The 20,708-nt window shown below is 72.2% G+C and carries 18 protein-coding genes; 16 read left to right on the top strand and 2 right to left on the bottom strand.

What is annotated here, in order from left to right:
- Positions 1-2 precede the first annotated feature (2 nt).
- The 13 genes from ACQUSR_RS31600 (at position 3) to ACQUSR_RS31540 (ending at position 14,447) form a co-directional block, all read left to right on the top strand.
- Positions 3-1,526, top strand: coding sequence for a right-handed parallel beta-helix repeat-containing protein (locus tag ACQUSR_RS31600; protein WP_431046481.1), 1,524 nt, complete (start codon positions 3-5; stop codon positions 1,524-1,526).
- A gap of 1 nt (position 1,527) precedes the next feature.
- Positions 1,528-2,760 carry an O-antigen ligase domain-containing protein gene (locus ACQUSR_RS31595; protein ID WP_431046479.1) on the top strand — a complete coding sequence of 411 codons (1,233 nt, stop codon included), beginning with the start codon at positions 1,528-1,530 and terminating at the stop codon, positions 2,758-2,760.
- Between the two features lie 2 nt (positions 2,761-2,762).
- Complete coding sequence (locus tag ACQUSR_RS31590; protein WP_431046477.1) at positions 2,763-3,983, top strand: glycosyltransferase; 1,221 nt, start codon at positions 2,763-2,765, stop codon at positions 3,981-3,983.
- Positions 3,984-5,258, top strand: coding sequence for a class I SAM-dependent methyltransferase (locus ACQUSR_RS31585; protein WP_431046475.1), 1,275 nt, complete (start codon positions 3,984-3,986; stop codon positions 5,256-5,258). It abuts the gene before it with no gap.
- Positions 5,255-6,064, top strand: a complete 810-nt coding sequence (locus ACQUSR_RS31580; protein ID WP_431046473.1) for a glucose-1-phosphate cytidylyltransferase — start codon at positions 5,255-5,257, stop codon at positions 6,062-6,064. Before ACQUSR_RS31585 ends, ACQUSR_RS31580 begins: the two co-directional genes overlap by 4 nt.
- The gene (locus ACQUSR_RS31575; protein WP_431046471.1) at positions 6,061-6,708 is read left to right on the top strand and encodes a PIG-L deacetylase family protein; all 648 of its coding nucleotides are present in this window, start codon (positions 6,061-6,063) and stop codon (positions 6,706-6,708) included. Before ACQUSR_RS31580 ends, ACQUSR_RS31575 begins: the two co-directional genes overlap by 4 nt.
- A 3-nt stretch (positions 6,709-6,711) precedes the next feature.
- On the top strand, positions 6,712-7,737 hold the full coding sequence (locus tag ACQUSR_RS31570; protein WP_431046469.1) for an NAD-dependent epimerase/dehydratase family protein: 1,026 nt from the start codon (positions 6,712-6,714) through the stop codon (positions 7,735-7,737).
- Complete coding sequence (locus ACQUSR_RS31565) at positions 7,725-9,008, top strand: DUF4910 domain-containing protein (protein WP_431046467.1); 1,284 nt, start codon at positions 7,725-7,727, stop codon at positions 9,006-9,008. The genes ACQUSR_RS31570 and ACQUSR_RS31565 overlap by 13 nt, the downstream gene beginning before the upstream one ends.
- Before the next feature lie 5 nt (positions 9,009-9,013).
- Positions 9,014-10,303: a hypothetical protein gene (locus tag ACQUSR_RS31560; RefSeq protein WP_431047964.1), complete on the top strand. Its 1,290-nt coding sequence runs from the start codon at positions 9,014-9,016 to the stop codon at positions 10,301-10,303.
- Positions 10,300-11,247, top strand: coding sequence for a glycosyltransferase family 2 protein (locus tag ACQUSR_RS31555; protein WP_431046465.1), 948 nt, complete (start codon positions 10,300-10,302; stop codon positions 11,245-11,247). The genes ACQUSR_RS31560 and ACQUSR_RS31555 overlap by 4 nt, the downstream gene beginning before the upstream one ends.
- On the top strand, positions 11,244-12,482 hold the full coding sequence (locus tag ACQUSR_RS31550; protein ID WP_431046463.1) for a polysaccharide pyruvyl transferase family protein: 1,239 nt from the start codon (positions 11,244-11,246) through the stop codon (positions 12,480-12,482). Before ACQUSR_RS31555 ends, ACQUSR_RS31550 begins: the two co-directional genes overlap by 4 nt.
- Complete coding sequence (gene rfbC / locus ACQUSR_RS31545) at positions 12,479-13,030, top strand: dTDP-4-dehydrorhamnose 3,5-epimerase (protein ID WP_431046461.1); 552 nt, start codon at positions 12,479-12,481, stop codon at positions 13,028-13,030. The genes ACQUSR_RS31550 and rfbC overlap by 4 nt, the downstream gene beginning before the upstream one ends.
- A gap of 85 nt (positions 13,031-13,115) precedes the next feature.
- Positions 13,116-14,447, top strand: a complete 1,332-nt coding sequence (locus ACQUSR_RS31540; protein WP_431047962.1) for a glutamate-1-semialdehyde 2,1-aminomutase — start codon at positions 13,116-13,118, stop codon at positions 14,445-14,447.
- A 7-nt stretch (positions 14,448-14,454) separates the two neighbouring features.
- Here the strand turns inward: ACQUSR_RS31540 and ACQUSR_RS31535 are convergent, their stop codons facing one another.
- Positions 14,455-15,141 (bottom strand): phosphatase PAP2 family protein, encoded by a 687-nt coding sequence (locus ACQUSR_RS31535; RefSeq protein ID WP_431046459.1) that lies wholly within the window; start codon positions 15,139-15,141, stop codon positions 14,455-14,457.
- Between the two features lie 659 nt (positions 15,142-15,800).
- On the opposite strand from ACQUSR_RS31535, the gene ACQUSR_RS31530 reads away from it, so the two are divergent.
- Genes ACQUSR_RS31530 through ACQUSR_RS31520 form a run of 3 tightly spaced genes read left to right on the top strand, consistent with a single transcriptional unit; the run spans position 15,801 to position 19,221 of the window.
- Positions 15,801-17,141 (top strand): MFS transporter, encoded by a 1,341-nt coding sequence (locus tag ACQUSR_RS31530; protein WP_431047960.1) that lies wholly within the window; start codon positions 15,801-15,803, stop codon positions 17,139-17,141.
- A gap of 29 nt (positions 17,142-17,170) precedes the next feature.
- Entirely contained in the window at positions 17,171-17,857 is a 687-nt protein-coding gene (locus tag ACQUSR_RS31525) for a response regulator transcription factor (RefSeq protein ID WP_431046457.1), read from the top strand.
- A complete protein-coding gene (locus tag ACQUSR_RS31520; RefSeq protein WP_431046455.1) occupies positions 17,839-19,221 on the top strand; it encodes a sensor histidine kinase in 1,383 nt (460 codons plus the stop codon). The genes ACQUSR_RS31525 and ACQUSR_RS31520 overlap by 19 nt, the downstream gene beginning before the upstream one ends.
- A gap of 499 nt (positions 19,222-19,720) precedes the next feature.
- Here the strand turns inward: ACQUSR_RS31520 and ACQUSR_RS31515 are convergent, their stop codons facing one another.
- The gene (locus ACQUSR_RS31515; RefSeq protein WP_431046453.1) at positions 19,721-20,668 is read right to left on the bottom strand and encodes a TAXI family TRAP transporter solute-binding subunit; all 948 of its coding nucleotides are present in this window, start codon (positions 20,666-20,668) and stop codon (positions 19,721-19,723) included.
- Between the last annotated feature and the right edge of the window lie 40 nt (positions 20,669-20,708).

The raw sequence follows: 20,708 nt of genomic DNA, 5'->3' as shown, positions 1-20,708 counted from the left end.
GCGTGGGGAACAAGAGGCGGCACGGGGCGTCGGCGGCGGCACCGCTGGCGCTGGCCCTGCTGGCGGTGACCGGCTGTGACAGCACGTCGGACGCCGGGGCGAAGCCGACCGCTGCGCCGTCGTCCACGCCCGTGGCCCGAGTGTGCGCCAAGCCCGCCGCCGGACCGGCGAAGGCGCCGGCGGGCGCGGTGACGGTCGACCCCGCGGTGGTCGGTGACCTGGCGGCGAAGACCAAGAGCAGCCCCCCGAACACCACGTTCTGGCTTCGGCCGGGCAAGCACAGGCTCGACCCGGACCGCTACGCCCAGGCCATCCCCAAGGAGGGGAACCGCTACCTCGGTGCGCCAGGCGCGGTGCTCGACGGCCGGAAGACCAACCAGTACGCGTTCGGCGGCACCGCCCGCAACGTCACCATCCGCTACCTGACCGTGCAGGGTTTCGTCGCGCCGCACAACGAGGGCGTGGTCAACCATGACTCGGCCGACGGGTGGGTGATCGAACACGCGACGATCCAGAACAACTCCGGCGCCGGGCTGATGGCCGGTGCCCGCCAGCGGGTCCGCGCCAGCTGCCTGCGCGGCAACGGTCAGTACGGCATGAACGCGTACAAGGCCACCGGCCGTATCAGCGGCCTGGTGGCCGAAAGCAACGAGATCGTGGGCAACAACACCGGCGACTGGGAGCGGCGGCGGAAGGGCTGCGGCTGCACCGGAGGCATCAAGTTCTGGGCCGTCAACGGCGCCGACGTACGCGGTAACTGGGTGCACGACAACCGCGGAGCCGGGTTGTGGGCGGACACCAACAACAACGACTTCCGCATCGAGGACAACGTGCTCGAGGACAACGACGGTGCCGCGCTGATCTACGAGACCAGCTACAACGCGGTCATCCGGAACAACACGATCCGGCGAAACAACTGGGTCGAGGGCCGCAGGGAAGCCGACCGCGGCGACAGCTTCCCGTTCGCGACCGTCTACCTGTCCGAGTCCGGCGGCGAACCACGGATCCGAGCCCGCACCGACAAGATCGAGATCTACCGGAACGTGCTGGAGAACAACTGGTCCGGGATCACCCTGTGGGAGAACGCCGACCGGTTCTGCAACAGCCCGGCCAACACCTCGTCCGGTGACTGCACATTGCTGGTTCGGGACACCGACCGCTGCGCGCGGCCGGCGATCGCCACCGCACCGCTCTACGCCGACTGCCGGTGGAAGACCCAGCGGGTGGACATCCACGGCAACCGCTTCGTGCTGGACAAGTCCGTCGTCGACTGCACGGTGAAGTGCGACCGCATGGCAGTGCTGGCCAACTACGGCACCTATCCGCACTGGTCGCCGTACCAGGGCGAGCGGGTGGCCGAGGCGATCACCCGCAAGCAGCACAACCGCTGGCACGACAACGTCTACCTCGGACCATGGACATTCGTCGCCCACGACCCGAGCCGGGTGCTCGACTCCGGGCAGTGGCAGGGCACGCCGTACCAGCAGGACGCGGGCAGCACCTTCCGCGCGCGGGACGGTGGTTGAGATGGTCGCGGACCACACGTCGAAGATCGTCGGGACGGCCTGGGGGCTGCTGGTCCTCAACACGCTCGGCTCCGCCGGGGCGAAGACCATCATCCCGCTGCCTCGCTCCCTCATCCAGATGGTCACCATGGGCGCGCTGGTCGCCGCGTTCGCGCTGGCGCTCGCGGTCAATCTCCGGCTGCGCATCCGAGCCAGCGCCTTCGTGTTCCTGCTCACCCTGCTGCTGGTGCCGAGCGTGATCTCCAGCGCGAACCTGGAGTCCGGGTTCGGCGCGCTGTTCCGCTGCGCCCGGCTGGCTCTCTTCGTCGGCACGCTGTGGCTGCTCAGCCGCTGGTGGGACGGCGGCCCGACGTTCGTCCGGCACCACATACGGATGTACTTCGTTGTCCTCGGGTCGGTGGCCGCCGGCCTGGTCATCTCACCCGGCGCGGCCCTGCCCGAGCTCTACGGCGGGCGGCTGGTCGGCGCGCTGTGGCCGCTCACCCCGCCGCAGATCGGACAGTACGCCGCGGTGATCATCGGGCTGACCGTGCTGCTCGTTCTGGGCCGCCGGACCGACAGGACCAGCGCTGCGGTGGTCATCGTGCCGTCACTCGTCCTGCTCGCGCTGACCCACACCCGGACGGCCACGCTCGGCCTGCTCATCGGGCTGGCGTTGGCGATCGGCTCGCTCGTCCTGACCAGCGCCGCCGCCCGCCGGTTCTTCGCCTGGGCGGTGCTGTGCGCCACGGTGGCCGCGGTGGCGTTCAGCTCCGCGCTACAGGCGTGGTTCCTGCGCGGACAGAGCAAGGAGAACTTCTCCAACCTCACCGGTCGGGCCAAGGTCTGGGACACCCTGCTGGCCGCGCCCCGGTCGACCTCGGAGAAGTTGTTCGGCGTGGGCCTGGGCGACAAGTCGTTCGGCGGGCTGCCGATCGACAACAGCTGGCTGGCCGTTTACCACGAGCAGGGCCTGGTCGGCGTCACCCTCGTCGCGGCGATCATCATCGTGCTGGGCGGCGTCGCGTTGCTGCGGCCACCGTCGCTGCAGAGGGCCTGCGCGATCTTCCTGATCAGCTACTGCGCGATCGCGTCGTACACCGAGGCCGGTCTTGGCGACGCCTCGCCGTATCTGCTGCATCTGGCCGTGGCGGCCTCGCTGCTTGCGGCACCTGCCGCGGCCACTCCCCTCTCGACGCCCGAAGTCCCTCGGCGACACATCCCGCGCTGGGCCCAGAGATCGGAGGTGACCTGAGCATGCACGTCCTCGTGGTGCACAACCGCTACGCCTCGGCGCAGCCGAGCGGGGAGAACAAGGTCGTCGACCAGGAGGTGGACCTGCTGCGCGCGGCCGGCCACCGGGTCGAGGTGTTCGAGCGGCGCAGCGACACCATCGCCGACCGGTCCCTCCTGGCCAAGGCCGCGGTGCCGCTCCTCGTGCCGTGGAACCCGGCGGTCCGCGCGGAACTCGCCGCCCGGCTGCGCAAGGAGCGGCCGGACGTGGTGCACGTCCACAACGTCTTCCCGCTCCTGTCGCCCGCGGTGCTTTCCGCCTGCGCCGACGCCGGCGTGCCCGCCGTCGCCACGCTGCACAACTACACCCAGGTCTGCCCGCCCGGCACGCTGCAGCGGGACGGCCGGCCGTGCACCGAGTGCGTCGGGTCCACGCCGCTGCCCGCCGTCCGACACGGCTGCTACCGGAGCTCCCGGCTGGCGACGGTGCCGCTCGCGGTCAGCCTGTCGGTCAACCGGCGGCGGTGGTGGTCCGGCGTGGAGCGGTTCTTCTGCATCTCCGCGGCGCAGCGCGACGTCCTGGTGCGGGCCGGCATGCCGGCCGAGCGCCTTGCAGTGAAGCACAACTTCGTGCCGGAGCCGGGCACTTGCCGAGAGGAAGCCGGCGAGCATCTGCTCTATCTCGGCCGGCTCGCGGAGGCCAAGGGCGTGCGGCTGCTCATGGCCGCGTGGGACGAGCTCGCCGCCGGCGGCGGTGTGGGCGTGCCTCTCGTGGTCGCCGGCGCGGGGCCGCTGGAGCGGGAGGTGACCGCCTGGGCGGCGGGCCGGGACGACGTGCGGTACGTCGGCCTGTACGACACGGCGGAGTGCCGGAAGGCCCTCGCGCGGTCGGTCGCCGTGGTGGCTCCCTCGACGTGGCTGGAGGCGTTCGGCCTGGTGGTCGTGGAGGCGATGGCGGCGGGGGTCCCGGCCGTCGCCGCCGGTCACGGCGCCTTCGTCGAACTCGTCGAGGACGGGGTGACCGGACTGCTGCACCGGCCGGGCGAGGCAGCCTCGCTCGCGTCCTGCATACGCCGGATCACCGCCGAGCCGACCCGCAACCAGGAGATGGGCCAGGCGGCCCGGCGCCGTTACGAGCAGGGGTTCAGCCCGGCCGTCGGCCTTGAGCGCCTGGTGGAGGGGTACCGCACCGCGATCGCGGGACGGACGGAATCAATGGGGGACCGAATCAATGGGGGGCAGTAAATGACACGATGCCGACTCTGCGGCTCGGGGTCGCTGGCGAGCGTCGTCGATCTGGGGGCGACGCCACCATGTGAGAGCTTTCTCGCCGCGGACCAACTGGATCAACCGGAACCGGCGTACCCGCTGCACCTGCGGGTCTGCACCGACTGCTGGCTGGCGCAGATCCCGCCGCTGATCACGCCGGAGGAGACGTTCAAGGAGTACGCGTACTTCTCCTCGTACTCGACGTCCTGGGTGGAGCACGCGCGCACGTTCGTAGCCGACGCCGTACAGCGCCTTGCTCTCGGCACCGACGCCTTCGTGGTCGAGGTCGCGAGCAATGACGGGTACCTGCTGAGGCATGTGGTGGACCGGGGGATCCGCTGCCTCGGCATCGAGCCGTCGGAGAACGTCGGCGCCGCGGCGCGGGATGCGGGTGTGCCCACGCTCACGGAGTTCCTGAGCCCGGACACCGGCTCCGCCGTCCGCGCCGAGCACGGTCCGGCGGACCTGGTCGTGGCCAACAACGTGTACGCGCACATCCCCGACGTGGTGGGGTTCACCCAGGGGCTGCGCGCCCTGGTCGCCGACGACGGCTGGGTCTCCATCGAGGTGCAGCACCTGCTGACCCTGATCGAGGAGAACCAGTACGACACGATCTACCACGAGCACTTCCAGTACTACACGGTCGCCTCCGCGATCCGGGCGCTGGCCAGCGGCGGACTCACGCTCGTGGACGTCGAGTTGCTGCCCACGCACGGCGGCTCCATCAGGCTGTGGGCCCGGCCGGCCGAGATGGCCGGCGAGCCGACCAATGGGGTATCCCCTGCTCGAGCGGAGTCGAGAGCTTGGGGAAGGGTGGCCGACGTACTGGCACGGGAGAAGGCCGCCGGGCTGCAGGAGCTGTCCGGGTACACCGAGTTCTCCGCTCGGGTGGCCAAGGTGCGCCGGGACCTGCTGCGGTTCCTCATCGAGGCGGCCGAGCGCGGCGAGACGGTCGTCGGCTACGGCGCCCCGGGCAAAGGCAACACCCTGCTCAACCACTGCGGCATCCGGCCCGACCTGCTCCCGTACACGGTCGACCGCAACCCCTACAAGCACGGCAGGTTCACCCCGGGCACCCGCATCCCGATCCTGCCGCCCGAGCAGATAGCCGCCGACAGACCCGACTACGTGCTCGTCCTCCCCTGGAACCTGCGGGCCGAGCTGGTCGAGCAGCTGTCCTTCGTGCACGCCTGGGGCGGCCGGCTGGTCTTTCCCATCCCGGAACTGAGCATTGTCGAGGTCAAGGCATGAAGGTCGTACTGTTCTGCGGCGGTTACGGGATGCGGATGCGGAGCGGTGCCGCAGACGACGTGCCCAAGCCGATGGCGATGGTCGGCCCGCGGCCGCTGATCTGGCACGTCATGCGCTACTACGCGTACTTCGGGCACACGGAGTTCATCCTGTGTCTCGGGTACGGGGCGCACCACATCAAGAACTTCTTCCTCAACTACGAGGAGACGACGTCCAACGACTTCGTGCTGCGGGGCGGGCGGACCGAGCTGCTGTCCACCGACATCGCGGACTGGACGATCACGTTCGCGCAGACCGGCATCGAGTCACCCATCGGGGAGCGGCTGCGCCGGGTGCGGCACCACTTGGACGGCGACGAGATGTTCCTCGCCAACTACGCCGACGTGCTCACCGACGCCCCGCTGCCGGAGATGATCGACCGGTTCGCCCGGCGCGACGCCGGTGCGTCGATGATGGTGGTGCCGCCGCAGTCCTCGTTCCACTGCGTGGACCTGGGCGAGGACGGCCTGGTGGGGGGCATCACCGCGGTGAGCGAACTGCCGCTGTGGGAGAACGGCGGCTACTTCGTGCTCCGCCAGGAGGTCTTCGACCACATACCGGAGAACGGGGACCTGGTCGCCGACGGATGCGCCCAACTGGCCAAGCGCGGCCGGTTGGTGGCGCACCAGCACCGCGGCTTCTGGAAGCCGACCGACACCGTGAAGGAGCGGGCCGCGCTCGACGACGCCTACGCCCGGGGCGACCGCCCGTGGGCCGTGTGGGAACGGGACGGCGCGGGGGCGAGCGCCGGTGTGAGGACCGCGTGATCCGGCTCGGGGCCGGGCCCCTGGATCGGATGGTCGCGGTAGGGGCGCACTGCGACGACATCGCCATCGGTGCCGGCGGCACGCTGCTGACGCTGTGCCGCGCGCGGCCGGGAATCCGCGTCGACGCGCTGGTGCTCTCCGGCGGTGGCAGCGAGCGGGAGCAGGAGGAGCAGGCCGCGCTCGCCGCCTTCTGCCCGGGCGCCGACCTGCGGCTGACCGTGCTCAAGTTGCCGGACGGCCGGATGCCCGCGCACTGGGAGGAGGCCAAGGCCGCTGTCGAGGAGCTGCGCGAGCGTACCGAGCCGGATCTCGTGCTGGCCCCGCGTACCGATGACGCGCACCAGGACCACCGCGGCCTGGCGCAGCTGCTGCCCACGGCATTCCGCGACCACCTCGTGCTCGGCTACGAGATCGTCAAGTGGGACGGCGATCTCGGCCGTCCGGCGGCGTACCAGCCGCTGGCGCCGGAGATCGCCGAACAGAAGGTGCGGCTGCTGCAGGAGCACTACCCCTCGCAGCGGCACCGACCCTGGTACGACCGGGAAGCCTTCCTCGGCCTCGCACGAATCCGCGGGATCGAATGCCACGCGCGATACGCCGAGGCGTTCGCCGTCACCAAACTCACGCTCAACCTGGGGGAATGAACCTTGCGCGTACTACTGACCGGACACCAGGGCTACTTGGGCACCGTGATGGCCCCGGTCCTCGCGGCCGCCGGGCACGAGGTCGTCGGCCTCGACACCGGCCTGTTCGCCGACTGCGTCCTCGGCCCGTCGCCCGCCGACCCGCAGGGGCATCGGGTGGACCTGCGCGACGTCACGGCCGAACACGTGGCGGGGGTGGACGCCGTGATCCACCTGGCCGCGCTGTCCAACGACCCGCTGGGATCGCTGGCGCCGGAGCTCACCTACGACATCAACCACCACGCGTCCGTACGGCTGGCCCGGCTGGCCCGCGACGCCGGAGTGCGGCGCTTCCTGTACGCGTCGACCTGCTCGGTCTACGGCGCCGCCGGCGGCGACGACCTGGTGACCGAGGACGCCCCGCTGCGCCCGGTGACGCCGTACGCGGAGTCCAAGGTGCGGGTGGAGGACGACCTGCACGCCCTGTCCGACGGCGACTTCAGCCCGGTGTTCATGCGCAACGCCACCGCCTTCGGCCACTCACCCCGGCTGCGCGCCGACATCGTGCTGAACAACCTGGTGGGCCACGCGCTCCTGTCCGGCGAGGTGCTGGTGCTCTCCGACGGCACCCCCTGGCGCCCGCTGGTGCACGCCGCCGACATCGCACGGGCCTTCGCGGCCGCGCTGACCGCGCCGCGGGAATCGGTGCACGACCTGGCGTTCAACATCGGCAGCGAGATCAACAACGTCACGGTCGCCGAGATCGCCGAACAGGTCGCCGAGGCGGTGTCCGGCGCGAAGGTGGTGATCACCGGGGAGACCGGTGCCGATCCGCGGTCGTACCGGGTGAACTTCTCCCGGTTCCGCGCCGCGGTGCCCGGCTTCGACTGCGAGTGGACGGTGAAGCAGGGCGCGCTCGAACTCGCCGACGCCTACCGGAAACACGGGCTGACCCGGGAGGACTTCGAGCGCCGCTTCACCCGCCTTGCCGTGCTGCGCGCGGCGTCCGACGCCGGCGCCGTCGACGACACCCTGCGGTGGCGCCGATGACCGCAGTCGGCGAAGAGATGCACGCCCTGGTGGAGCGGCTGTACCCGCTGTGCCGGAGCATCACCGGCGACGGTGTGCGCGCCACTCTGGAGATCGTCGGCGAATACGTCCCGCTACAGGTGCACGAGGTGCCGACCGGGACGCAGGTGCTCGACTGGACGGTGCCGCAGGAGTGGAACATCCGGGACGCGTACATCGCCGACAGCGCCGGCAACCGGGTCGTCGACTTCGCCGCGTCCAGCCTGCACGTGCTCGGCTACAGCATCCCGGTGTCGACCACCATGCCGCTGGCCGAGCTGCGCGAACACCTGCACACCCTGCCGGACCACCCGGCCTGGGTGCCGTACCGCACCAGCTACTACAAGCCGGAATGGGGGTTCTGCCTGGCCCAGGAGGCCCTGGACGCGCTGCCGGACGGCGAGTATGAGGTACGCATCGACTCCACGCTGGAAGACGGCCACCTCACCTACGCCGAGCATGTGATTCCCGGTCAGGTCCCGGACGAGGTGATCGTCTCCTGCCACGTCTGCCACCCGTCGCTGGCCAACGACAACCTGGCAGGCATCGCGGTGGCGACGTTCCTGGCCCGGACGGTGGCACAGGAAACGCCGTACTACACCTACCGGTTCATCTACGCGCCCGGCACCATCGGGGCGATCACCTGGCTGGCCCGCAACGCGGAGCGGGTGGAACGGGTGAGGCACGGCCTCGTGCTGGCCTGCGCCGGAGACTCGGGCCAACTGACGTACAAGCAGAGCAGACGCGGCGACGCGGAGATCGACCGGGTGATGCGGCATGTGCTGACCGCATCCGAACGCCCGTACCGCGTCAACGAGTTCACCCCGTACGGCTACGACGAGCGGCAGTACTGCTCGCCCGGGTTCAATCTCGGCGTGGGCTCGCTCAGCCGGACCCCGTACGCCGGGTACCCCGAGTACCACACCTCGGCGGACAACCCGGACTTCGTCTCCCCGGAGGCGATGGCGGACACGCTCACTGTCTGCCGCGAGGCGTTCGCCGTGCTGGACCGCAACCGGCGGTACGTCAACCTCAGCCCCTACGGCGAACCACAGCTGGGCCGACGTGGGTTGTACGACGCGCTCGGCGGCCGCAGTGACACCAAGCAGGCCCAGATGGCCATGCTCTGGGTGCTCAACCTGTCCGACGGCGAGCACAGTCTGCTGGACGTCGCCGAGCGGTCCGGGCTGCCGTTCGACACCGTTGCCGTCGCGGCCGACGCCCTGCACGGCGCCGGGCTGATCAAGGCATGACGCCGATGACCATCGAGGGGGAGAAGACGAGGCCAAAGGCGGCGACCGCCAGGAGGGCCCTCGTCGGCCGGTTGTCCTGGGGACTGGCCGACCAGGCAGCCTCCAGCATCAGCAACTTCGTGGTGGGCATCTACGTGGCCCGCTCGCTGGGGGTGACCGCGTTCGGCGTGTTCAGCCTGGCCTGGGTGACCTACGGCGTGGTGCTCAACGTCTCCCGCGGGCTGGCCACCGACCCGCTCGTGGTGCGCTTCAGCGGCGTGCCGGACGCGTCCTGGCGCGGAGCGGTGGCCCGGTCGACGGGTACCGCACTCGGCGTCGGTGCGGCCCTCGGCGCGGCGTGTCTGGTGGCCGGGCTCGGCCTCGGCGGCCGCGTGGGGCCCGCGTTCGCCGCCCTTGGCGTCATGTTGCCGGGGCTACTACTCCAGGACGCCTGGCGGTTCTCGTTCTTCGCCGCCGGCACCGGGCGGAAGGCGTTCGGCAACGACGTCGTGTGGGGCATTGCGCTCGTCCCGGCCATGGTGGTGGCGGCCCGTGTGGGCAGCGTGGCCGCTTTCGTGCTCGCCTGGGGCGCGTCCGCCACGGTGGCGGCGGCGTACGGGTACATCCAGTCCGGCATCTGGCCCCGGATGGCCGAGGCGCGCGGCTGGCTTCGCGAGCAGCGCGATCTCGGCTACCGGTACCTGGTCGAGAACGTCAGCCTCAGCGGCGCGAGCCAGCTGCGGGCGTACGGGCTCGGCGCGATCGTCGGGGTAGGCGCGGTGGGTGCGGTGCGGGGCGCCGAGCTCCTGCTCGGCCCGTTCCTCGCCGTGCTGATGGGGCTGTCGCTGGTCACCGTCCCGGAGGCGGCACGGGTGCTGCGGCAGGCCCCGCACCGCCTCGGCGCGTTCTGCCTCGTGCTGGGCGGCGGGCAGGCCGCCGCCGCGCTGCTCTGGGGCGGGGCACTGCTGCTGATGCCCGACCGGCTCGGCGAGCTGGTCCTCGGCGGCGTCTGGCACTCCGCCTCGGAACTCATCGTGCCGGTCACCCTCGGCGTCGCTGGCGCCGGCCTCGGCACCGGCGCGGGGGCCGGGCTGCGCGCACTCGGCGCGGCCCGGCGCAGCCTGCGCTGCCAGCTGTTCGCCTCCGTCTGCTACGTCAGCGGCGGGCTCGGCGGGGCGGCCGTCGCCGGCACGGTCGGCTCGGCCTGGGGCGTCGCCGCCGCGACCGTCAGCAGCTCGGCCGTGTGGTGGCTGCAGCTGCGATCCGCCCTGCGCGAGCACCACCACAACCCCATCCCCGAAGTGAGGACCTCATGACCGCCCAACCCAGGCTGAGCATCGGCCTGCCCGTGTACAACGGCGAGGAGTACCTGGCCGAGTCGCTCGACGCCTTGCTCGGCCAGACGTACGAGGACTTCGAGCTGGTCATCTCCGACAACGCCTCGACCGATGGGACTCAGGAGATCTGCCGCAAGTACGCCGCGCAGGACTCGCGCATCCGGTACATCCGGCTGACCCGGAACATCGGCGCCGCGCCGAACCACAACTACGTGTTCACCGAGTGCCGCGGCGAGCTCTTCAAGTGGGCCTCGCACGACGACCTTTACGGCCGTGATCTGCTGCGGCGCTGCGTATCGGCGCTGGACGAGCGGCCTGACGTGATCCTCGCGCACAGCGGCCAGGCGGTCATCGACGGCGACGGCCAGGTGAAGGTCCCGTACGAGTACGGGCTCGCCACCGACTCGCCGCACGCGCCGGAGCGCTTCCGCAGTCTGCTGTTCGAGCCCGGCGGCGATGACTTCTACGGGGTGATGCGGGCCGACGTGCTGCGCCGGGTGAAGCCGCACGACAGCTACCACCACGCGGATCGCACGTTCGTCGCCGAGATCACCCTGCACGGGCCCTTCCACCAGGTGCCGGAGCTGCTGTACTTCCGCCGCGATCACCCCACCCGCGCCGAGCGGGCGAACCCCTCCAAGCGCTCCCGGTGCGTCAACCTGGACCCGCGCCGGGCAGGCCCGCTGCACCCGACGCCCCGCCTGCTCGCCGAGTACGTCTGGGGCTTCGTTTCGGCCATCCGGCGGGCGCCGTTGTCCGCGGCCGACCGCCGCGCCTGCTACCGCCACCTGGCCACATGGATGACCAGCCGGGTCCGGCCGGGCGCCGGCGAACGGGTCGAGGACCGAGCCCCGGTCGACCCGGCCCTGCTCACGGTCTCCGTCGACGCCCTCGTTGCCGGCCGTGAGGGGAGGCAGGCTTGACATCTGCGAACAAGACCCCGGTGCGCGTCGGGGTGTTCGGCCTGCTCGGCTCCGGCAACCTCGGCAACGACGGGTCACTCGAAGCCGTGCTCGGGTACCTGCGCGCCGAGCACCCGGAGGCGGTCGTGGACGCGCTGTGCGGCGGGCCGGAGGGCGTCGCGGCCCGGTTCGGGATCCCCGCGACCCGGATGCACTGGTACCGCGGCGAGTACCGGACCGCGTCGCGTGCGGGCGCCATCGCGGCGAAGGGGCTGGGCAAACTCGTCGACGTCTTCCGCACCGCCGCCTGGGTGCGCCGGCACGACGTGGTGATCGTGCCGGGCATGGGTGTCCTGGAGGCCACGCTGCCGCTGCGGCCGTGGGGCTTCCCGTACTCGCTGTTCCTGCTCTGCGCGAGTGGCCGGCTATTCGGCACCCGGGTCGCGCTGGTCAGCGTCGGCGCCGCCGAGATCGGCAACCGGCCCACCCGGGCCCTGGTGCGTTGGTCGGCGCGGCTGGCCGCGTACCGGTCGTACCGGGACGCCCAGTCCCGTGACGCGATGCGGGCGATGGGCGTGGACACTTCGCGCGACGAGGTCTACCCGGACCTCGCGTTCGCCCTGCCGACGCCGGAGGCGAGCACGCCCTCGGGCTCGCCGGGCCCGGTCTGCGTCGGCGTCATGGACTTCCACGGCGGCAACGACGACCGCGCCCGCGCCGAGGAGATATACCGGCGCTACCTCGACGGGACGATCCGGTTCGTCCGCACGTTGGTCGAGGAGGGCAGGCCGGTCCGGCTGCTCACCGGCGACGAGTGCGATGCGTCGGTGGTCGCCGCGATCCTCGACGCGGTGGACTCACCGCTGGTCACCGCTGCCGAACCGTCCTCACTGGCCGACCTGATGAAGGAGATGGCGGCTGCCGACACCGTGGTGGCGATCCGCTACCACAACCTGATCTGCGCGCTGAAGACCGGTACGCCGGTGCTCGCTCTCTGCTATGCGGCGAAGAGCGACGCGCTCATGGCGGAGATGGGCCTTGGCGCGTACTGCCACCCGGCGCGCGAGGTCGACGCCGACCGGTTGCTCGAGCAGTTCCGGGTGCTGGAGAAGCGATCGGCCGAGCTGCGGCGGACCCTCACCGAGCGGAACCTGGCCGCCGTCCGGCGACTTGAGCACCAGTTCACCGCCTTGACCGCGGCCCTGTTCCCGGCGACCGACCACGCCCACGCCCACGCCCGGCAGGAGACTCCATGAAAGCGATCGAAATCCCGGCGATCGCCGGCGCCTACCTGTTCGAGCCGACGCCGTACGCCGACGAGCGCGGCTTCTTCAGCCGCACCTTCGACGCCGACGTGGTCCGCTCGGTGGGTCTCGATCCGGACGCCTTCGTTCAGGACAGCCTGTCCCGCTCGGTCCGGGGCGTGCTGCGCGGCCTGCACCTGCGCTCCGGCGCCGGCGAGGCCAAGTTGGTGCGGTGCTCGTACGGGAGGATCTTCGACGTCGTCGTGGACCTGCGCACGGACTCGCCGACATACCGCAACGTGGCTTTCTTCGAGCTGTCCGACGAGACGCAGGTGACCCTGTACATCCCGGCGGGGTGCGCGCACGGCTTCCAGGCGCTGACCGATACCGCTGACACCTCGTACCGGATCGACCGCCCGCACGATCCGGCCGAGGACGTGACGATCGCCTTCGACGACCCGGAGCTCGCCATTCCCTGGCCGCTGCCGGTCACATCGATGTCCCAGCGGGACCGGGAGGCGCCGAGCCTCGCCGAGGTCCTGAAGCAGAGAGAGAGCTGAGGCCGGAGTGGACACCGAACACACCGGAGGAACCGAGGAGTTCGTCCTGCCCCGGTCGCGGGCGGCGAACGAGCGGCTGCACGCCATGATCCCCGGGGGCGCGCACACCTACGCCAAGGGCGACGACCAGTACCCCGAGAACCTGGCCCCGGTCATCAGTCACGGCCGCGGTGCCCACGTGTGGGACATCGACGGCAACCGCTACGTCGAGTACGGCTCCGGACTGCGGTCGGTCAGCCTCGGCCACGCCCACCCACGCGTGATCGAGGCGGTGCGACGGGAACTCGACCGCGGCAGCAACTTCGTCCGGCCGTCCATCGTGGAGGTCGAGGCCGCGGAACGCTTCCTGGCCACCGTGCCGACCGCCGAGATGGTGAAGTTCGCGAAGAACGGCTCCGACGTCACCACCGCCGCGGTGCGCCTCGCCCGCGCCGTCACCGGGCGCCCGCGGGTGGCCATCTGCGGCGACCATCCGTTCTTCTCCGTCGACGACTGGTTCATCGGCACCACGCCGATGTCCGCCGGCATTCCGGCGGCGACCACCGAACTCACCGTGGCGTTCCCCTACGGGGACCTGGCCGCCACGGAGGAGCTGCTCACCCGGTACCAGGACGAGGTCGCCTGCCTGATCCTCGAACCCGCCGGCCACACCGAGCCTTCCCCAAGCTCTCAACTTCTCCCCCAGCCTTCGGCCGGGAGGGGCCCCCAGAGCAGGGAAGACCCCACTCCCGGGTACCTCGCCGGCCTGCGCGAGCTGGCCGACCGGCACGGCTGCGTACTGATCTTCGACGAGATGATCACCGGCCTGCGCTGGTCCGAGGCGGGCGCCCAAGGCCTGTACGGCGTCGTGCCCGACCTCTCCACGTTCGGCAAGGCGCTGGGCAACGGGTTCGCCGTCTCCGCGCTGGCCGGGCGCGGCGATCTGATGGAGCTGGGCGGGCTGCGTCACTCCGGCGACCGGGTGTTCTTGCTGTCCACCACGCACGGTGCGGAGACGCACTCGCTGGCCGCCGCGATGGCCGTGCAAACCACCTATGCCGAGGAGGGCATCACCGCGCGGTTGCACGCCCTCGGCGAGCGGTTGGCCGCCGGTGTCCGCGACGCCGCGGCCGCCATGGGCGTCGGCGACCACATCGTTGTCCGAGGCCGAGCCAGCAACCTGGTCTTCGCCACCCTCGACGAGAACCGGCAGCCCTCGCAGCAGTACCGCACCCTGTTCCTGCGCCGGCTCCTCGCAGGCGGGGTGCTGGCCCCGTCGTTCGTGGTGAGCAGCGCGCTCGGCGACGCCGACATCGATCACACCGTCGACGTGGTGGCCCAGGCATGTGCGGTGTACCGGAAGGCACTGGACGCCGCCGACCCCACCCCTTGGCTGGCGGGACGACCGGTGAAGCCCGTATTCCGCCGCTTGGCGTGACGTGACGTCAGCGACGCTCCCGCCGACCGGCGTCGGCCATCCGATCGACCAGCCAGCCAGCCATCCGGTCGACCAGCCACGCGGTCGCCGGTATCACCGCCAGCGCGGTGCACCAGCCGCCGAGGACGTCGGTCGGGTAGTGCGCGCCCAGGGCGACCTGCGCCCAGCCCATGGCGGCGCCGGCGACCAGCGCCGCGGCGAGCACGAGTGACGTGCCGGCCGTCCTGCCGAGGCCGAGCCGGCCGGACGCGAGCAGCGCCACCACGAGGGCGAGCGCGGTGAGGAAGGCGGTGTGCCCGCTCGGGTAGGACAGGTTGTCGTCGCCGTGGATGGTGCGTCCCACCAGGGGCTTGAGCAGCGTCGTCGTCCCCACGGTCAGGCAGACGCCGGCCACGACGAGCACCACCGCGCGACGACGCCGAAGCAGCAGGCAGCCCGTCACGGTGGCCACGACCAGCGTCGCCGCTCCCACGGGCTCCCCCAAGAAGTCCGTGGCCAGCGCGACGTTCCGCCACGGCGGCCGCACACTGTCCGCCGTCGGCTGGATGATCCACCTGTCCACCGTGCCGGGCTCGCTGTGGCCTGCGTACAGGACCCCGAGCACGACGACCACCAGCGCGGCGAGGGCCGCAATCAGCCCGAGCCACACGCGCAGCGATGGGGGCAGCACCACGGACGCCGACCGGCCGGTCACACGCCCACCGCGCCCCCCGACGGCGGGGTGCAAAACACGTCACGTGCGAACTGGGCTGGGCCGGGCCGACTTCCAGACCCGCTCCGGCCAAGCGATCCAACGCCACTGACGCTCGTCGACGTGGCCTTCGGCTTCTGCTGGCGCCAACTCCCCACCAAGGAGCCCCCCGTCGTGTCTGACTTGGCCCGCGCGGGAGCCATCAGCCTGTGCAGCCCTGAACTCGCCAGCCTGTCCATCACCCTGGCCAAGGGCATCGGAATCAGTCTCTACGTGCCACCCTAACCAACAATGCGGTCGCGGCACATCCGTGCGTCAAGTGGCCCAGTGGCGCCGGCACGCAGCCCACCACCGCACCACCGGAAGACAGACCTCCTGAGACCCGCTCAAGAGCTTGAGCGCCTGCCGGTCTCCGGTAGAGAGGAATCCACCGCCTGTGTTAACGGGATGTTAGCTCTGGGCACCTGGCCTGTACGCGGGTGGGCCTCGGCGCGGAAGCTGCGACCCGCGGCGACGCTCCCCGCTCGGAGCGCCGCCGCGGCCCGCACACCTGTAAGGAGGCTTCCGTGACCGAGTCCGAGTCCGAGTCCGCGTCCTCGTCCGAGTCCGCTCCGGCGACCGAGTCCGCATCCGCGCCCCGCGCCCGAACGCCCTGGAGGGCCGTGATCGGCGGCTCGATCGGCAATCTCGTCGAGTGGTTCGACTGGTTCGTCTACGCAAGCTTCGCCACCTACTTCGCCGGGGCGTTCTTCCCCAGCGGCGACGACACCGCGCAGCTGATGAAGACCGCCGGCATCTTCGCCGTCGGCTTCTTCATGCGGCCCATCGGCGGCTGGCTGCTGGGCCGGTACGCCGACCGGCGCGGCCGCAAGGCCGCCCTCACCCTCACCGTGACGCTGATGTCGGTGAGCGCCCTGCTCATCGCCGTCGCCCCGACCTACGACCAGGCCGGCTATCTGGGCGCCGTGGTGCTGCTGATCGCCCGGTTGCTCCAGGGGCTTTCGGTGGGCGGGGAGTACGCCGCCAGCGCCACCTACCTCACCGAGGCCTCGCAGCCCGCCCGCCGCGGCTTCGTCTCCAGCTTCCAGTACGTCTCCATGACGCTGGGTCAGCTGTGCGGCCTGGGCCTGCTGATCATGCTCCAGCACACCATGTCCGACGACGCGCTGCACTCCTACGGCTGGCGGATCCCGTTCCTGGTGGGCACGGTCGGCGCGGCCGTGGTGTTCTGGCTGCGGCGGAACCTGCTGGAGACGGAGGCGTACGAGGCCGCCGAGGGCGCCGGGGGCGCCGGGGGCGAGGGCGCCGCGGCGGAGCAGGAGCGCGGGACGCTCCGCGGGCTGCTGCGCCACCGCAGGGAGTTCGTCCTGGTGATGGCGCTGACCATGGGCGGCACGGTGGCGTATTACACGTACACGACCTACCTCACCAAGTACCTGTCGAACACGGCCGGGCTGAGCAAGTCCGACGCCTCCCTGGTCAGCTTCTGCGCGCTGTTCCTGTTCATGCTGCTCCAGCCGCTGGCCGGGGCGCTGTCCGACCGGATCGGCCGCCGCCCGTTGCTGATCGGCTTCGGTATCGGCTCCATGCTCTGCACGGTGCCGATCATGACGGCGCTGTCGCACACCAGCACCTTCGGCGGGGCACTGCTGCTGTCGCTCGCGGCCCTGGTGATCGTCACCGGTTACACCTCGATCAACGCGGTGGTGAAGGCCGAGCTGTTCCCCACGCAGGTCCGAGCGCTCGGCGTGGCGCTGCCCTACGCCCTGGCCAACGCCCTGTTCGGCGGGACCGCGGAGTATGTGGCGCTGTGGTTCAAGAACGCGGACGCGGAGTCCGGCTTCTACTGGTATGTCTCCGGATGTGCCGCCGTGTCCCTCGTCGTCTACCTCACGATGCGCGAGACCCGCGGCACCGCGCTCACCGCGGAGGACGACGCCGGAGCCGCCATAGCCACCGATGCTCCGGCCGACCGGCAACGGCCCGAACAAGCCGCTGTCTGAGCACCGCGGCGCCGCTTACCCTTACGCGCATGCACGTTCTCCTGGTCGAAGACGACGACCGGCTGGCGGCCGCGCTGACCGCCTCGCTCGCCCGGCACGGACACCAGGTCGTCCGTGCCGGGCGCGCCGATGACGCACTGCGACTCAAAGACGGCGCCGACTTCGTCCTGCTCGATCTGGGGCTGCCGGACATGGACGGCTTGGAGGCGCTGCGCCGGCTGCGGCGGGTCTCGGCCGTCCCGGTCATCGTGGTCACCGCGCGGACCGAGGAGCGCGACGTGCTGCGGGGGCTGCGCGGCGGCGCCGACGACTACCTGGTCAAGCCGTTCCGTACGGCCGAGCTGATCGCGCGGATGGAGGCGGTGGTGCGGCGCGGCACCCGGCCGCTCGCGGCCCCCGGACCGGCGGTGGTGGCGGCCGCGGGCGGGGTCCGGATCGATCTGGCGGCCCGTCGGGTCGAGGCGGACGGCAGGCCGGTGGAGCTGACCCGGCGCGAGTTCGACGTCCTGGCGCTGCTGGCGCGCGAGCCGGGGGTGGTCCGCGGCCGCGAGGAGATCCTGGACGCGGTGTGGGGCGATGTGCTGCTCTCCGCCTCCCGTTCGCTGGATGTGCACATCGCGGGCATCCGGGCGAAGACGGGCTGTCCGGGGCTGATCGAGACGCTGCGCGGCACCGGGTACCGGCTGGGGACGGGCGGATGCGCCGCCGGATCCTGACCGTCTACACCGTTCTGGTCGCCTGTCTGGTCACCGCGCTCGCCGTGCCGTGTGCCCTGGCGTACTCCTCGCATCGGACCGGGCAGCTGCTGCTGGAGCGGCGGGCCGACGCCACCCGGTTCGCCGAACTCGCCGACCAGGCGATCCGGGACGGGGACACCTCCGGTCTCGCCCTGGAGGTGCGGCGCTACACGCTGCTGTACGGCACGCCGGTGGAGATCCGCGACCGGGACGGCGCGTCGGTCACCGGAGGCGGGGCGTGGCAGGCGGAGGCCGCCGACCGGGCCCTGTCCGGCCGTACGACCGGCAGCCTGCCGCTGGTCACCCCCTTCGGCCCGGGGGCGGTGGTGGTCGCGGAACCGGTCGGCCGGGACGCGCAGGTCTCGGGGGTGGTGGTGCTGCGGGCGGGCACCGCGGCGGCGCGGCGGGACGTGGCCTGGGTCTGGGCGGCCGTCGGCGCCGGTTCGGTGGTCGCGGTGCTGTGCGCGCTGTTCGCCGCCCGGCGGCTGGCCCGGTGGATCCTGCGCCCGGTCACGGAGTTGGACGCCACCACGCGGGCCATCGCCGAGGGGCGGATGGACGCGCGCGTGGGCGCGGCCGACCGCGGGCCGGCGGAACTGCGGCTGCTGGAGCGGCGGTTCAACGCCATGGCCGACGCGGTGTCGGCGGCGCTGGACCGGCAGCGGGCGTTCGTCGCGGACGCCTCGCACGAGCTGCGTACCCCGCTGACCGTGCTGTCGCTGCGGCTGGAGAACCTGGAGCCGCACCTGACCGCGGCGGGGAGCGCGGAGTACACCGAGGCGCTCGCGGAAGTGGAACGGCTGGCCCGGCTGCTGGAGGATCTGCTGGCCCTGGCCCGGGTGGAGGCCGACGCCGCGGCGCCGGAGCCGGTCCCGGCCGGTGAGCTGCGGCAGCGGCTGGCGGCGTGGCGGGAGGTGTACGGCGTGCGTGGGCTGACACTGGACCTCCGGCTCCACGACACCGGCCGACTGCCCGCCGCGGCCGCCCGGATCGCCGACATCGCCCTGGACAACGCGGCGAAGTTCGTACCGGACGGCGGCACGGTGACGGTGTCGCTGCGCGCGGGCACGCTGCGGATCGCCGACGACGGGCCGGGGCTCGACCCGGATCAGCGGGCGGCGGCACTCGGCCGGTTCTGGCGTTCGCCGAGCCATGGCAACGTCCCCGGCAGCGGCTTGGGCCTGGCCATCGCCGCCGAACTGGCCCGGGCCTGCGGCGGCACGCTCGCCCTACTCCCGGCGGAACCGCACGGCCTGGCGGTCGAACTGCGCCTGCCGGACGCCCGGTCCGACGCCACGGCGCCGCCGTCGGTCACCGGCGCCCGGCCGAGCGCGGGCGCCTGACCGGCGCCGAGTTCGGCGTGCACGGGGCCGCTGGAGCCTGCCCGGCTGTGCTCTTTCCCCTCCCCGCCCCTTCCCTGTTCCGCCCTCAAACGCCGGACCGGGCTCGAAGCAGCCCAGCCCTGCCACGGGGCCCGGGGCCCGGGGCCTGGGCGGAGCCCCAACCGGGGCCTGGGGCACAGTCCCCATCCGGCGCTCAGGGGCACAGCGCCCGGCGGGGGCTGCGGGCGCAGCCCCCGGCGCAGGCTTTGGGGCACCCCACAGGGTCTGGGACCCGCCCCCGCAGGTGCCTGGGGGCACACCCCGGCAGGAGGCGCAGCCCCGGTGGGGGTCTGGGGGCGCAGCTCCCAGTTTCGGGAAGGGGCGGGGTGGGGAGAGTGCTCCTCCCCCCGGGCACCCCGGGGCACACAGGGCAGCCGCGTAGCCGGCGCCCGGCGCCCGCCGCCCCCGGCAGGGGCACGCGTACGGGCAGGCGCGGGCTCGCCTGGGGCGCACGGCTCCGTCAGCCGTGGACGGAGCGGTAGTAGGCCGCGGAGCCCGGGTGGAGCGGCACGGCGCCGGTGCCGATCGCGTACCGCTCGTCCAGTCGGCTGCCCGGCGCGTCCGGCACCGGCAGCCGGTCCCGGCGTTCGAACAGCACCTCGGTGACCGCACGCGCGATGTCGTCACCCAGGCCCGTGCGGCAGACCAGATAGCTCGGGGTCCCCACGGTCGCGGTCGGGCCGCCGTGTCCGTAGGCGCCCGCGGGTATGGAGACGGTCTCGTACACGGGGCCGTGCGCCCGGCGCAGCCGCGCGGCGAGGTCGCCCAGCGGGACCAGCCGTACGGGCAGCTCGCGGGCGAGTTCGGCGATGGCCCGGGTGGGGGCTCCGCCGGACCAGAAGAACGCGGCGACGGCACCCTCGCGCAGCGCCGCCACGGACTCGCCGAGCCCCAGCCGTACGTCGCGCGGGGAGCGCACTCCGGCGGCGTCGAGGACCCGTCCGGCGCTCACGGAGGTGCCGGACCCGGCGGCACCGAGCGAGATGGTGCGCCCGGCGAGCTGGGCGGGCTCGTAGATCGCCGAGTCGGCGGGTACCACGAGGTGCAGGTAGTTGAGGTAGAGCCGGGCGAGGGCGGCCACCGGTACCGGCCGCCGGAAGGTGCCGCGGCCCGCCGCCGCGTCCGCCGCGCTGTCCGCGAGGGCCGGTGCCACGTCCGCCCGCCCGTCGGCGAGCATCCGCAGGTTCTCCACGCTGGCGGCCGTGGTGAGCACCCGTACGGTCAGCTCGTGGTGCGCGCGGTGCACCTCGTCGGCGAGGCGGCTGCCGAAGACGGCGTACGGGCCGCCTTCGGGGCCGGTGGCCAGCCGGATCGTGCCGCGCGGGCCGGAGGCGTCGCAGCCGCCCGTGAGACCGCCGGCCGCGGTGAGGGCGAGGGCCAGCAGGGAGCGGCGTGGGACGGCGGACACGCGCACATGCTAGGCGCCGTACGGGTCGGCGTCCCATCCT

Source organism: Streptomyces sp. P1-3, assembly GCF_050613155.1.
GTDB lineage: Bacteria > Actinomycetota > Actinomycetes > Streptomycetales > Streptomycetaceae > Streptomyces.
This window is presented reverse-complemented; position numbering and strand designations above follow the sequence as displayed.

Bases quoted from the DNA above. Each gene is read 5' to 3' on its own strand.
- ACQUSR_RS31560 (WP_431047964.1), top strand. From the start codon at position 9,014: ATGACCATCGAGGGGGAGAAGACGAGGCCAAAGGCGGCGACCGCCAGG.
- ACQUSR_RS31520 (WP_431046455.1), top strand. From the start codon at position 17,839: ATGCGCCGCCGGATCCTGACCGTCTACACCGTTCTGGTCGCCTGTCTG.
- ACQUSR_RS31525 (WP_431046457.1), top strand. From the start codon at position 17,171: ATGCACGTTCTCCTGGTCGAAGACGACGACCGGCTGGCGGCCGCGCTG.
- rfbC (WP_431046461.1), top strand. From the start codon at position 12,479: ATGAAAGCGATCGAAATCCCGGCGATCGCCGGCGCCTACCTGTTCGAG.
- ACQUSR_RS31540 (WP_431047962.1), top strand. From the start codon at position 13,116: ATGATCCCCGGGGGCGCGCACACCTACGCCAAGGGCGACGACCAGTAC.
- ACQUSR_RS31580 (WP_431046473.1), top strand. From the start codon at position 5,255: ATGAAGGTCGTACTGTTCTGCGGCGGTTACGGGATGCGGATGCGGAGC.
- ACQUSR_RS31585 (WP_431046475.1), top strand. From the start codon at position 3,984: ATGACACGATGCCGACTCTGCGGCTCGGGGTCGCTGGCGAGCGTCGTC.
- ACQUSR_RS31590 (WP_431046477.1), top strand. From the start codon at position 2,763: ATGCACGTCCTCGTGGTGCACAACCGCTACGCCTCGGCGCAGCCGAGC.
- ACQUSR_RS31595 (WP_431046479.1), top strand. From the start codon at position 1,528: ATGGTCGCGGACCACACGTCGAAGATCGTCGGGACGGCCTGGGGGCTG.
- ACQUSR_RS31555 (WP_431046465.1), top strand. From the start codon at position 10,300: ATGACCGCCCAACCCAGGCTGAGCATCGGCCTGCCCGTGTACAACGGC.